The organism is Ensifer sp. GW821-FHT05G01, from assembly GCF_059419585.1.
In genome coordinates, this window is the sequence record NZ_JBWKSC010000008.1 from 1 (window position 1) to 12,689 (window position 12,689).

Annotated in this window: 13 protein-coding genes; 7 read left to right on the forward strand and 6 right to left on the reverse strand. The window is 59.8% G+C overall.

Annotated features, from left to right (window positions below; genetic code table 11):
* The 4 genes from AC07UR_RS19385 to AC07UR_RS19400 all read right to left on the reverse strand — a co-directional run.
* A partial coding sequence (locus AC07UR_RS19385; RefSeq protein WP_494700061.1) for an ATP-binding cassette domain-containing protein occupies positions 1-308 on the reverse strand: 308 nt, incomplete at its 3' end.
* A 14-nt stretch (positions 309-322) separates the two neighbouring features.
* Positions 323-1,480, reverse strand: a complete 1,158-nt coding sequence (locus tag AC07UR_RS19390; protein ID WP_173419838.1) for an amino acid ABC transporter permease — start codon at positions 1,478-1,480, stop codon at positions 323-325.
* Between the two features lie 4 nt (positions 1,481-1,484).
* Positions 1,485-2,678 (reverse strand): amino acid ABC transporter permease, encoded by a 1,194-nt coding sequence (locus tag AC07UR_RS19395; protein ID WP_209792262.1) that lies wholly within the window; start codon positions 2,676-2,678, stop codon positions 1,485-1,487.
* A 92-nt stretch (positions 2,679-2,770) separates the two neighbouring features.
* On the reverse strand, positions 2,771-3,796 hold the full coding sequence (locus AC07UR_RS19400) for an amino acid ABC transporter substrate-binding protein (protein ID WP_173419840.1): 1,026 nt from the start codon (positions 3,794-3,796) through the stop codon (positions 2,771-2,773).
* 341 nt (positions 3,797-4,137) lie between these two features.
* Between AC07UR_RS19400 and AC07UR_RS19405 the strand changes: the two genes are divergently transcribed.
* Positions 4,138-5,328 (forward strand): cystathionine beta-lyase, encoded by a 1,191-nt coding sequence (locus AC07UR_RS19405; protein WP_209792264.1) that lies wholly within the window; start codon positions 4,138-4,140, stop codon positions 5,326-5,328.
* Positions 5,329-5,334: 6 nt separating this feature from the next.
* Here the strand turns inward: AC07UR_RS19405 and AC07UR_RS19410 are convergent, their stop codons facing one another.
* Both AC07UR_RS19410 and AC07UR_RS19415 read right to left on the reverse strand, forming a co-directional pair.
* A complete protein-coding gene (locus tag AC07UR_RS19410; RefSeq protein WP_209792266.1) occupies positions 5,335-6,501 on the reverse strand; it encodes an FAD-dependent monooxygenase in 1,167 nt (388 codons plus the stop codon).
* A gap of 9 nt (positions 6,502-6,510) precedes the next feature.
* Positions 6,511-6,756 carry a zinc-finger domain-containing protein gene (locus tag AC07UR_RS19415; protein ID WP_053247284.1) on the reverse strand — a complete coding sequence of 82 codons (246 nt, stop codon included), beginning with the start codon at positions 6,754-6,756 and terminating at the stop codon, positions 6,511-6,513.
* 179 nt (positions 6,757-6,935) lie between these two features.
* Here AC07UR_RS19415 and AC07UR_RS19420 point away from each other — a divergent pair, with 179 nt between their 5' ends.
* From AC07UR_RS19420 to clpA, 6 genes are all read left to right on the forward strand, one after another.
* Positions 6,936-7,721 carry an alpha/beta fold hydrolase gene (locus AC07UR_RS19420; protein ID WP_173419843.1) on the forward strand — a complete coding sequence of 262 codons (786 nt, stop codon included), beginning with the start codon at positions 6,936-6,938 and terminating at the stop codon, positions 7,719-7,721.
* Between the two features lie 100 nt (positions 7,722-7,821).
* Positions 7,822-8,649, forward strand: a complete 828-nt coding sequence (gene cysE / locus AC07UR_RS19425; RefSeq protein ID WP_053247285.1) for a serine O-acetyltransferase — start codon at positions 7,822-7,824, stop codon at positions 8,647-8,649.
* A 100-nt stretch (positions 8,650-8,749) separates the two neighbouring features.
* A complete protein-coding gene (locus tag AC07UR_RS19430) occupies positions 8,750-8,953 on the forward strand; it encodes a DUF3126 family protein (RefSeq protein ID WP_003535016.1) in 204 nt (67 codons plus the stop codon).
* Positions 8,954-9,186: 233 nt separating this feature from the next.
* Positions 9,187-9,540 (forward strand): phasin family protein, encoded by a 354-nt coding sequence (locus AC07UR_RS19435; protein WP_025426808.1) that lies wholly within the window; start codon positions 9,187-9,189, stop codon positions 9,538-9,540.
* A gap of 239 nt (positions 9,541-9,779) precedes the next feature.
* Positions 9,780-10,133 (forward strand): ATP-dependent Clp protease adapter ClpS, encoded by a 354-nt coding sequence (clpS, locus tag AC07UR_RS19440; RefSeq protein WP_025426809.1) that lies wholly within the window; start codon positions 9,780-9,782, stop codon positions 10,131-10,133.
* Positions 10,134-10,142: 9 nt separating this feature from the next.
* Entirely contained in the window at positions 10,143-12,662 is a 2,520-nt protein-coding gene (gene clpA / locus AC07UR_RS19445; protein ID WP_173419844.1) for an ATP-dependent Clp protease ATP-binding subunit ClpA, read from the forward strand.
* The last annotated feature ends 27 nt before the right edge of the window (positions 12,663-12,689 follow it).

A 12,689-nucleotide genomic window follows, 5' to 3' on the forward strand; every position in this document is an offset into this window, starting at 1 on the left:
AAGTGCTGGAACACCATGCCGACTTCGCGGCGCACTTCATCGATCTTCTTCAGATCGTTGGTGAGCTCGATGCCGTCTACGACGATCTTGCCCTTCTGGTGTTCTTCCAGGCGGTTGATGCAGCGGATCATCGTCGATTTGCCGGAGCCCGATGGGCCGGCAATGACGATGCGCTCGCCCTTCATCACCTTCAGGTTGATGTCACGGAGAACATGGAAGTCTCCGTACCATTTGTTCATTCCGCTGATTTCGACCGCAACGTCAGTCGCGGATACGGTCATCTTGGAAACAGTGGCTGCATTGGCCATGCGATCTCCCCCTCTTATCGTTTATGGCTCGTGTCGAGCACGCGTTCCATGAAGCCTGAATAGCGCGACATACCGAAGCAGAAAAGCCAGAATATGAAGCCAGCGAAAATTAGCCCTGAGATCGGCGTCACCGCCGAGGCCCAGTTGGCATCCGAGAAGTTCAACCGGACGATACCAAGAAGATCGAACATCCCGATGATCGAGACCAGCGAGGTGTCCTTGAACAGCCCGATGAAGGTGTTGACGATGCCGGGGATAACGAGTTTCAGCGCCTGCGGCAGCACGATGAGGTTCATCTTCTGCCAGTAGCTGAGGCCGAGCGAATCGGCGCCCTCATACTGCCCCTTGCCGATCGCCTGCAGACCGCCGCGCACCACCTCGGCCATGTAGGCGGAGGCGAAGAACGACACGCCGATCAGCGCCCGCAGGAACTTGTCGAAAGTCACCCCCTGCGGCAGGAACAGCGGCAACATCACGCTCGCCATGAACAGGACGGTGATCAGCGGGATGCCACGCACGACTTCGATGAAGAATGTGCAGAGCATCTTGATCACCGGCATGGTCGATCGTCGGCCAAGCGCAAGCAGGATGCCGAGCGGCAACGAGACTGCGATGCCGACGAAGGATAGCACCAGCGTCACCATCAGGCCGCCCCACAGCGGCGTCTCGACGAACGGCAGTCCGAACCACCCGCCCGGCAGAAGGATGAGCGCCAGGATAGGCAGAACGGCGAGTAGCAAGATCGCGTTGATGTTCTTGTAGGGAACCTTCGGGATCAGCATCGGGGTCAGGAACAGGACGAACAGGATGCCGACAAGTGCGGGGCGCCAGCGCTCCTCGATCGGGTAACGCCCGAAGAGGAACTGGTCGAACTTGGCGTTGACGAAAGCCCAGCAGGCGCCGCTCCAGCCATCCGGTTGCGAGCCACCCTGCGCGACGGTCGCACACACACCACGTCCGCCGCCGGTCCAGGCGGCATCGATGAACAGCCATTGCACGGCCGGCGGTACGAGCCAGGCGAGCACAAGCAGGCTTATGATCGTCAGAGCCGTATCCTTCGGCGTCGCAAAGAGGTTCTTGCGAAGCCAGTAGGCAAGGCCGCCCGTCTGTATGGGCGCCGGTGCAGCCTCGATCATCGAGGCGCGGACAAAATTTCCCTGGTGTGAGTTCATGATCTTATCTCTCCACCAGGGCCATTCGGGCATTGAACCAGTTCATCAGCAACGACGTCGTCAGGCTCAGCGACAGGTAGACGATGATCCAGATCGATACGACTTCGATCGCCTGACCGGTCTGATTGAGGATCGTTCCGCCGACGGCAACCAGGTCGGCGTAGCCGATGGCAATCGCCAGTGACGAGTTCTTGGTCAGGTTGAGATACTGGCTGGTTAGCGGCGGAATGATGATCCGCATCGCCTGGGGTACGACGACAAGGCGGGTGGTGAGGCCGGGCCGGACGCCCAGTGCATGGGCAGCCTCGGTCTGTCCCTTCGAGACGCCACGGATACCGGCCCGAACGATTTCGGCGATAAAGGCGGCGGTGTAGAAAGAAAGCGCCAGGAACAGCGACAGGAACTCCGGTCCGATGACCGAGCCGCCGGTGAGGTTGAACTTGCCGGCTACCGGGACATCGAAGGTAATCGGCGAGCCGGTTGCCAGGAAGGCGAGGAGTGGCAACCCGATGACGAGGCCAAGCACGGTCCAGAGCAACGGGAAGCGCTGTCCGGTTGCTTCCTGCTTGATGCGGGCATGGCGGGCGACGAGGAAGCTCGCGATCACGGCGGTCACGAACGCATATAAGACATATTGCGAGCCGTCGCCGAAGACCGGCTTCGGAAAGGCGATGCCGCGGTTGTTGAGGAAGATGTTGAGGGGCAGCGCGGCCGATTCGCGCGGTTGCGGAAGCACGGCCAGAACGCCGCTGTACCAGAAGAAGATGACCAGCAGCGGCGGGATGTTGCGGAACACTTCGACATAGGCGAGCGACAGTTTCGCGATCAGCCAATTGTGCGAGAGCCGCCCGATGCCGACGATGAAGCCGATGATGGTTGCGGTGATGATGCCGGTTATCGCCACGAGCAGCGTATTGAAGAAGCCGACGACCAGCGCGCGCCCGTAAGTGGAGTCACTCGTATAGGCGATCAAGGACTGCCCGACATCGAAGCCGGCGCGCCCGTTGAGGAAGCCGTAGCCGGACGCGATGTTGGCACGCTTGAGGTTCTCGATCGTGTTGTCCGCTATCCAATAGACGACGGCAACGAGAATAATGACGGTTATGACCTGGTAAAATATTCCGCGCACCTGCGGGTCGTTGATGATCGAACCGGAAGGTTTGCTTTTCTCAGGCGTAGTTGTGACGCCAATCGCCATGCAATGCCTCTTTCCCCTTGTCACCCTTTTGGGTGTTTTTATCGTTGGGATGGGGAAGCGGCGTGCCGCTCCCCCTTTCGTGTCGGGCCGTATTAGCGGACCGGAGGAGCGTACTGAATGCCGCCCTTGCTCCACAGCGCGTTGAGGCCGCGTTCGATCTTCAACGGGCTGCCGGCGCCAATGTTACGGTCGAAGACTTCGCCGTAGTTGCCGACTGCCTTGATGATGTTGACGGCCCATTCGTTGGTCAGGCCAAGGTCGGTGCCGATCTTGCTGTCAGCTTCGACGCCGAGGAAGCGCTGAACGTCCGGGTTGGTGGACTTCTTCATTTCTTCGATGTTTGCCTGCGTGACGCCGAATTCTTCCGCCTGGATCAGCGCGTAATGGACCCAGCTGACGATATCGAACCACTGGTCGTCACCCTGGCGAACGGCCGGACCAAGCGGCTCCTTCGAGATGATTTCCGGCAGGATCATATGATCGTCGGGCTTGGACAGCGTCAGGCGCAGCGAGTAGAGGCCGGACTGGTCGGTGGTGTAGACGTCGCAACGACCTGCGTCATAGGCCGCGTTCACTTCTTCGAGCTTTTCGAAGACGACCGGGTTGTACTGCAGGTTGTTGGCCTTGAAGTAGTCGGCGAGGTTGAGCTCGGTCGTGGTGCCGGTCTGTACGCAGACGGCAGCGCCGGAGAGTTCGAGGGCCGACTTTACGTTCAGGCCCTTGCGGACCATGAAGCCCTGGCCGTCATAGTAGTTGACCGGGCGGAAGTTGAAGCCGAGAGCGGTGTCGCGGTTGATCGTCCAGGTGGTATTGCGGGCGAGGACGTCGACCTCACCGGACTGCAGGGCCGGGAAACGTTCCTTGGCCGAAGTGGGTGTATATTTTACCTTGGTGCCATCCGCGAAGATCGCGGCGGCGATCGCCTTGCAATAGTCGACGTCGAAGCCGCTCCAGTTGCCCGAAGCATCCGGTGCCGCGAAGCCGGCGAGACCGGTGTTCACGCCGCATTGGACGAAGCCCTTGGCCTTCACGTCATCGAGTGTCGCAGCCGAAGCCGCATGCGCGCCAATCCCCATGACAGCAGCGCCAACAAGAGCTGTCAGAATACTTCTTGCCATTTTTTAGAACCTTTTTCTGTTGTCGTTAGTTCCCGTCTGCACCAGCGCGTCTCCCTGCGCGTACAGCCTCCGCCACCCTCATGGCGCGAGTGCAATCTATCTCATGCTCAAAATCCATGGGGGTCAAGAGAGCTTGCCGATTTTCTGAACTTGCGTGTGAAAAACCTGAAATAAGCCAGAAGTTTAGGCAGGTTTTGCAGGAAACGGGCAATTGCTGAGCGAAAATTCGCCAATCCTCGCTTCATTCGGCCGCAAAGTGTGTTTGTCGGATTTTGCCACTTGACCCCGGTTGTAGGGCGTTCGAAGAGTTTGGGATCGGTTTTTCAGCATCGGACACTTCAATGGCAGACAGCGGCAATGTGAACGGCAAGATGGGCATCAACACCCGTCTGGCCCATACCGGCAACAAACCCTTCGACTATTTCGGTTTCGTCAATCCGCCGGTCGTTCACGCGTCCACGGTACTGTTTCCAAACGCTCAGACGATGGAAACGCGCGCGCAAAAATACACCTACGGCACCCGCGGTACGCCGACGACGGACGCCCTCTGCGACGCGATCAATGAGCTTGAGGGGGCCGCCGGCACGATCCTCGTTCCCTCGGGCCTTGCTGCCGTCACCGTGCCGTTCCTGGCCTATCTTTCGTCCGGTGACCACGCGCTCATCGTCGATTCGGTCTATTTCCCGACCCGCCATTTCTGTGACACGATGTTGAAGCGTCTCGGTGTCACCGTCGAATATTACGACCCGATGATCGGTGCGGCGATCGAGAGCCTGATTCGCCCGAACACGCGCCTGGTTCACACGGAAGCTCCGGGCTCCAACACGTTCGAGATGCAGGATATCCGGGCGATCGCCGATGTCGCGCATCGTCATGGCTGCATTGTCACCATGGACAACACGTGGGCGACGCCGGTCTATTTCAAGCCGCTTGACCATGGCGTCGACGTATCGATCCATGCAGCCACGAAATACCCCTCGGGCCATTCCGACGTGCTGTTCGGCACAGTCTCGGCCAACGCCGCCCACTGGCCGGCGTTGACGGAAGCCATGGTCACGCTCGGCATCTGCGTTTCGCCTGACGACAGCTACCAGATCCTGCGCGGGCTTCGCACAATGGGCGTCCGTCTCGAGCGGCACCAGGAAAGCGCGCTGTCGCTCGCCACTTGGCTCGAGGGGCGTGACGAAGTTGCCCGCGTCCTGCATCCGGCGCTGCCGAGTTTCCCAGGCCACGACCTCTGGAAGCGCGACTTTACCGGCGCGAGCGGCATCTTTTCCTTCGTGCTGCGCGCGGAAAGTCCAGATCGCTTCAAGGCCAAGGCGCATGCCTTCCTCGACGCGCTGTCGCTGTTCGGGCTTGGTTATTCCTGGGGTGGTTTCGAAAGCCTGGCGCTTCACGTCGGTCTGTCGGATCGCAAGGTGGCGTTGGCGCCAACCGAGGGCCCGGTCCTTCGCCTGCAGATTGGTCTTGAGGATGTTGCGGATATTCGCCGGGATATCGAGGCGGGGCTGGCAGCGGCGAACGCCGTCTGACCGTTTTCAGCGTTCGGGAGCGCCGTAGCCGTAGAGCCAATCGAAATCGGCTGCGAGCGCTTCCGGACCCTTCATCGACAGAACGATATTCCGCCCGAGCCGGAACGGACCTCGAGCGTGATAGGCGAAACGGTTGAAGGCAGCGCGACGGCGCACCTGGGCGATGCGCGGACGGCGCTTGGCCTCGAAGGCGCCGAGGGCTTGGCCAATATCGCCTGAGCCGGCGAGGCAAGCCGCAAGCTCATGCGCATCCTCGATCGCCATGGCAGCGCCTTGTGCAGCAAACGGCGTCATCGCATGGGCGGCATCGCCGATGAGAACCGTCTTTCGCCCATTCTGCCAGGCGCCATCTGTTACCGTGCAAAGCGGCCAATAGGTTGGCGCGTCGGCGTTTTTCAGCAACGTTTGCAAGCCAGTGTTCCAGCCGGAAAAGGCTTCAAGGTAGTCGCGACGTCGATCTTCAGAATCCCTGCCGACCCAGACGCTGTCGGTTTCCTTGCCCTCGATGATCGCAACCAGGTTGAAGCCATCGATTTCGCGCAAGGGGTAGGCGACGAGATGCGCCCGTGCGCCAAGAAAGGCGGTGACGCGATCCGGTTGCAGAAGGCCGGCGGCGGCATCGCGCGTGACTGTCATGCGCCATGCGACATTGCCCGAAAACTGGACCGTACCGGCACCGGGAATTGCACTGCGCAGGCGCGACCAGATGCCATCGGCGCCGATGATCAGCGCTGGTGGCCGACCGGTGATGATGGCAATCGCCTGCTCGGCATCTCCATCGATGCGGTGGCCGAGATGGAGGCGGCAGCGCGGTTCGGCGGTTACGGCAGCGATCAGTATCCTTTGAAGGCTTGCCCGGTGCAGCACGCCATAGGGCGCACGCCATCGCTCACGGGCAAAACGGCCTGACGCAACGCTTGCAAGCGAACGCAGGGATTTTCCATCGACAAGCGCGATTGCATCAGGCTCGGTCCAGACAGCCTCAAGCGCCTCGATGAGACCGAGTTCACGCAGGACGCGCGATGCATTGGGAGAGAGCTGAAGTCCGGCTCCGACCTCGGTCAGAGCGGCTGCCTGCTCGACTATGTCGACTTCAAAACCGCGACGGGCAAGGCTGAGTGCTGCCGTGAGCCCGCCGACGCCGGCACCGACGATCGCGACCGCCGCTGACATCCGCGTTGATCAGGCTGCCTGGAACGTAAAGAGACAGCCAGGCGGGTTGGTTTCGGTCGCCTTCAGCTTCGGATTGTAGCGATAGAGCGTCGAGCAGTAGGAGCAGACCTTTTCATTGTCGTCGCCCATGTCGATGAAAATGTGCGGATGGTCGTAGGGAACGGACGCGCCGGTGCACATGAATTCCTTGACGCCGATCTCGATTGCCTGGTGTCCGCCGTCATTCTGGAAATGGGGGATGCTGTGGCCGGCCATGTCATGCTCCGATGTATGCAAGTCTTTGAGGGTCGAATTTGCCGGCACCATAGTGAGCTTTGTTGCAAAAGTGTAGCGGCAAACACGCCGCACCTGTGGTTTTTGCGGGCTCGGGGTTTCCCTCTTGGGAGCGACAAATTAGGTTGCGCCAAACCGATGCCGCCTCAAGGACTAGAATGATGGATCTCAATCCGCCCCCATTTTCGCACTTCACGCATGAGGGGCTGGATATTGCCTTCTTCGACGAAGGTGATCCGTCCGGTCCGCCGATCCTGCTCATTCACGGCTTTGCCTCGAGCGCCAACGTCAACTGGGTTTTCCCCGGTTGGCTGAAGACGCTTGGCGATGCCGGCTACCGGGTGATCGCGTTTGACAACCGCGGTCACGGCAAGAGCAGCAAGCCCTATGATCCAGCCGTCTACCATCCCCAGCAGATGGCCGGCGATGCGATCGCTCTGCTTGGGCATCTCGGCATCGCCGAGGCGCATGTCATGGGTTATTCCATGGGTGCGCGCATCTCGGCGTTCTTGGCGCTGGCTCATCCCGATCGTGTGCGCTCGCTGGTGTTCGGTGGGCTCGGTATCGGAATGGTGACGGGGGTCGGCGATTGGGACCCGATCGCCGATGCGCTCGTGGCGTCGTCGCTCGACGTCGTGACACATGCGCGTGGCCGCATGTTCCGCGCCTTTGCCGACCAGACCAAAAGCGATCGTCAGGCGCTGGCCGCCTGTATCTCGACCTCGCGCGACCTTTTGACCGCCGAGGACATGGGGCGCATCGATGTTCCGACCCTGATTGGCGTCGGCACCAAGGACGATATTGCCGGCTCGCCGCAGGAGCTTGCCGACCTGATGCCGAATGCACGTGCGCTTGATATTCCGGGCAGGGACCATATGCTTGCGGTCGGTGACCGGGTGTTCAAGAAGGCGGTCCTTGAGTTCCTCGAAGAGGTGGGGCGAGCTTAAACGCGTCTACGACCTTTGGTCGAACTGGTTCCAGCCCATTTATGTCCAGCCGGATTTCCCCTATATTGACGGCATAGACCGATTGAGAAGGAGTGCGACGATGGTCGCGACGACCGAACTTCGTCAGACGGAATCCCTCAAGCTGATGGATCCGATCTGGAGCAGCCTGCGAGAGGAAGCACGCCTCGCCGCCGAGCAGGATCCGATGCTGGCAGCGTTCCTCTATTCCACGGTCGTCAACCAGCATTCGCTGGAAGAAAGTGTCGTCTACCGCATCTGCGAGCGCCTCGATCATCCCGATCTGCAGGCGAACCTCTTGCGACAGACCTTTGCTGAAATGCTGGAGGATTGGCCGGAATGGGGCACGATCCTGCGCGTCGACATCCAGGCGGTCTATGACCGCGATCCGGCCTGCACCCGGTTTCTTGAGCCCGTACTTTACTTCAAGGGCTTTCATGCGATCCAGACGCACCGGCTCGCCCATTGGCTCCTGAAGCGCGGGCGCCGGGATTTCGCGTTCTATCTGCAGAGCAGGGCATCCAGCGTCTACCAGACCGACATCAACCCGGCCGCCCGCATCGGACGCGGCATCTTCCTCGATCACGCCACCGGCCTGGTCGTCGGCGAGACCGCTGTCATCGGCGACAACGTTTCGATCCTTCACGGCGTCACGCTCGGCGGTACCGGCAAGGAAGGCAGCGACCGTCATCCCAAGATCGCCGACGGCGTTCTGATCGGGGCAGGCGCCAAGATTCTCGGCAATATCCATATCGGCCACTGCTCGCGCATTGCCGCCGGCTCCGTGGTCCTGAAACCGGTGCCGCCGAAAACGACGGTTGCCGGCGTTCCGGCCAAGGTCGTCGGCGAAGCGGGATGTTCCGAACCGTCACGCCAGATGGACCAGATCCTGACAAGCTTCGAAATTTGAACCATCGGGAACCGGTGCGTAGCCGCTTTCGAGGGGTTTACACCCGCCGATGCAGCGTGCGAGAAGCGCCGCACATCAAAAACGGCTACGGAGAAGACATTTGAAGCCCGAAGAAATCCGCAAGCTTGAAGCCTACCTCAAGCGCACGTTCAACCAGTCGATGGTCGTCAAGGCTCGCCCGAAGAAGGACGAGTCGGCTGAAGTCTATCTCGGTGACGAATTCCTCGGCGTCGTCTTCCGCGATGAGGAAGATGGCGAACTGTCCTACAACTTCTCCATGGCGATCCTCGACATCGACCTCTAAGTCGCCGATCGACCGTTTCAGGAAATGACCCGGTGGCGAGCGATCGTGCCGGGTTTTTCTATGCTTTGACGTTTTTTGGGGCGCAAGGCCGAAGAAATTTGCGCATCCGTGACTCTTTTTCATCAAGCTGTTGCAAGTATTGTGTTTTATTGCACTGCACGCTCGACTTGACTTTTTGTGCAGTGCACATAAACTGAAGCCTCCAGATCAGGCCGTCACTAAGGAGACACCCGATGTTCAACTTCGATGATGCAAACAAGAAAAGCAAAGAAGCCATTGACGTGGCTGTGAAAAGCTATTCCGCCTGGACCAAGGGCCTTCAGGCCATTGCGACCGAGGCTGCCGATTTTTCCAAGAAGTCCTTCGAAGACAGCGTTGCGCACGTGGAGAAGCTCTCCAGCGTCAAGAGCGTTGAGACGGCTTTCGAACTGCAGACCAACTTCCTGAAATCGAGCTACGAAGGCTTCTTTGCCGAGGCGACCAAGATCGGCGAAATGTATGCCGACCTCGCCAAGGACGCCTACAAGCCGTACGAAGCGCCGGTTGCCAAGGCGACCGCAGCGGTCAAGGCCGCCGCTGCCGCGTAACGCAACGGATCATTGCCGTCATTCGAAGGCCGGTCGCCGATACAGCGACCGGCCTTTTTGCTGTTTCGCACACTTCGCGGTGGATCGAAGAAAGTTGATCAATCTTATGCCTCTCCGTGCGATTATGATTGCAGTGCGTTGGTTCGGTCTTAAAATCTAGAAACGAACCATTAGATAAAGGGCAAGCACGCCGCGGCACATCAGATGGATCCGCGGCTTGTACTAAGGAAAAGACACGAATGATCGCCATGCCGGTCCGGATGCAGCAAGGAAGCGACGACGAAGGAGGGGGAAGCAACCGCAGCACCTCCGTCATCACGCGCACCAAGCCGAAGACCAAGAAGCCTAGTTTGTATCGCGTTCTGCTTTTGAATGACGATTACACGCCGATGGAGTTTGTCATCCATATTCTGGAACGTTTTTTTCAGAAGAATCCGGAAGAGGCGACTCGCATTATGCTCCACGTCCACAATCACGGTGTGGGGGAGTGCGGCGTCTTTACGTACGAAGTCGCCGAAACGAAGGTGACGCAGGTGATGGATTTCGCTCGCCAGCATCAGCATCCGTTGCAATGCGTCATGGAAAAGAAATGAGGAACTAACGTGCCAACATTTTCGCCCAGCCTCGAAAAGGCGCTGCACCAGGCACTGACTTTTGCCAACGAGCGCCACCACGAATATGCGACGCTTGAGCATCTGCTTCTGGCATTGATCGACGATGCCGATGCAGCGGCCGTGATGGGCGCGTGCAACGTCAATCTAGAGACGCTGCGCAAGACCGTGACAGACTATGTCGACAACGAACTGTCAAACCTGATCACCGGCTATGACGAGGATTCAAAGCCGACCGCCGGTTTCCAGCGCGTCATCCAGCGGGCCGTGATCCACGTTCAATCGTCCGGGCGCGAGGAAGTGACGGGCGCAAACGTGCTCGTTGCGATCTTCGCCGAGCGCGAAAGCCATGCCGCCTATTTCCTGCAGGAGCAGGAAATGACGCGCTACGACGCGGTCAACTTCATTTCACATGGCATCGGCAAACGGCCGGGAAGCTCCGAGGCACGTCCGGTGCGCGGGGCAGAGGAACACGAATCCGAGCAGAAGCCTGCACGCGAAAACGAAGAGGCGAGCGCCAAGAAGCAGCAGGACGCGCTGACGGCCTATTGCGTCAACCTCAATGAGAAGGCGAAATCGGGCAAGATCGATCCGCTGATCGGCCGGCACGCCGAAGTCAATCGCACGATCCAGATTCTCTGCCGCCGTTCGAAGAACAATCCGCTCTATGTCGGTGACCCCGGTGTCGGCAAGACGGCCATCGCCGAAGGCCTTGCCAAGCGCATCATCGAGAAGAAGGTGCCGGAGGCGCTCCAGGACGCGACGATCTTCTCGCTCGACATGGGGACGCTGTTGGCCGGTACGCGCTATCGCGGCGATTTCGAAGAGCGACTGAAGCAGGTCGTCAAGGAACTCGAGGATTATCCGGGTGCGGTGCTGTTCATCGATGAAATCCACACTGTCATCGGCGCCGGCGCAACATCGGGCGGCGCGATGGATGCGTCGAACCTGTTGAAGCCTGCGCTTTCGTCGGGTGCGATCCGCTGCATCGGATCGACCACCTACAAGGAGTACCGGCAGTTCTTCGAAAAGGACCGCGCGCTCGTGCGCCGCTTCCAGAAGATCGATGTCAACGAGCCGACGATCGCCGATACGATCGAGATCATGAAGGGTCTGAAGCCTTACTTCGAGGACTATCACCACCTGAAATATTCGAACGAGGCGATCAAGGCGGCGGTCGAGCTTTCGGCCCGCTACATCAACGACCGCAAGCTGCCGGACAAGGCGATCGACGTGATCGACGAATCCGGTGCAGCGCAGATGCTGCTGCCGATCAGCAAGCGCCGCAAGCTGATCACCGAACGTGAGATCGAAGCCACCATCGCGACGATGGCCCGCATTCCGCCGAAAACCGTCTCGAAGGACGACGAAGCGGTGCTGGCCAACCTCGAGAAGGAACTGCGCTCCGTCGTCTACGGTCAGGATCTGGCGATCGAAGCACTGGCGTCGTCGATCAAGCTCGCCCGCGCGGGTCTGCGCGAACCGAACAAGCCGATCGGCTGCTACGTCTTCTCCGGGCCGACAGGTGTCGGCAAGACCGAAGTCGCCAAGCAGCTGGCAACGTCGCTCGGCGTCGAACTTCTGCGCTTCGACATGTCGGAATACATGGAACGGCACACGGTATCGCGACTGCTCGGTGCACCTCCCGGCTATGTCGGTTTCGACCAGGGCGGTCTTCTGACCGATGGCGTCGACCAGCATCCGCATTGCGTGCTACTGCTCGACGAAATCGAAAAGGCCCATCCGGACCTGTTCAACATCCTGTTGCAGGTTATGGACCATGGCTCGCTCACGGATCACAACGGCAAGAAGATCGACTTCCGTAACGTCATTCTGATCATGACGACCAATGCGGGCGCTTCGGAAATGGCACGGGCCGCAATCGGCTTCGGTTCGTCCAAGCGCACCGGTGAGGACGAGGAAGCGCTGAACCGCCTGTTCACGCCTGAGTTCCGCAACCGTCTCGATGCGGTCATCCCGTTCGCATCGCTGCCGACACCGGTTATCCATCAGGTGGTGCAGAAGTTCGTCATGCAGTTGGAAACCCAGCTTGCAGAGCGCAACGTCACGTTCGATCTGGCACCCGATGCCATCGCCTGGCTTGCGGAGAAGGGCTACGACGAGAAGATGGGTGCGCGGCCACTGGCCCGCGTCATCCAGGAGCACATCAAGAAGCCGCTCGCCGACGAAATTCTGTTCGGCAAGCTGAAGAAGGGTGGCGTCCTCAGGGTGACGATCGGCACAAAGCCCGATGGAACCAGAGGGCTGTTGCTTGATGCCGTACCGGAAACGGCGCCGATCAAGCCGAAGGCGGAAGTGACACGCCCGGCGATGAAGAGCGCCAAGCCGAAGAAGGCCGAGGAAAAGGAAGCCGTCGGCGCTGAGCCCGCACCGAAGGCCAAGCCGAAGAAGGCTGCCGCCAAGGCGCCGTCTGTCGCCGAAGCCAAGGATACGGGCGCGGCAAGCCCACGAAAGGGCAAGACGGTGCCGAAGGTTCCGCGGAAGAAGTAGTCCTACTGGACATGATGTTTGGCGCTG

Bases quoted from the DNA above. Each gene is read 5' to 3' on its own strand.
- AC07UR_RS19435 (WP_025426808.1), top strand. From the start codon at position 9,187: ATGTTCAACTTCGATGATGCAAACAAGAAAAGCAAAGAAGCCATTGAC.
- AC07UR_RS19415 (WP_053247284.1), bottom strand. From the start codon at position 6,756: ATGGCCGGCCACAGCATCCCCCATTTCCAGAATGACGGCGGACACCAG.
- AC07UR_RS19410 (WP_209792266.1), bottom strand. From the start codon at position 6,501: ATGTCAGCGGCGGTCGCGATCGTCGGTGCCGGCGTCGGCGGGCTCACG.
- cysE (WP_053247285.1), top strand. From the start codon at position 7,822: ATGGTCGCGACGACCGAACTTCGTCAGACGGAATCCCTCAAGCTGATG.
- AC07UR_RS19390 (WP_173419838.1), bottom strand. From the start codon at position 1,480: ATGAACTCACACCAGGGAAATTTTGTCCGCGCCTCGATGATCGAGGCT.
- AC07UR_RS19400 (WP_173419840.1), bottom strand. From the start codon at position 3,796: ATGGCAAGAAGTATTCTGACAGCTCTTGTTGGCGCTGCTGTCATGGGG.
- AC07UR_RS19395 (WP_209792262.1), bottom strand. From the start codon at position 2,678: ATGGCGATTGGCGTCACAACTACGCCTGAGAAAAGCAAACCTTCCGGT.
- clpS (WP_025426809.1), top strand. From the start codon at position 9,780: ATGATCGCCATGCCGGTCCGGATGCAGCAAGGAAGCGACGACGAAGGA.
- AC07UR_RS19405 (WP_209792264.1), top strand. From the start codon at position 4,138: ATGGCAGACAGCGGCAATGTGAACGGCAAGATGGGCATCAACACCCGT.
- AC07UR_RS19420 (WP_173419843.1), top strand. From the start codon at position 6,936: ATGGATCTCAATCCGCCCCCATTTTCGCACTTCACGCATGAGGGGCTG.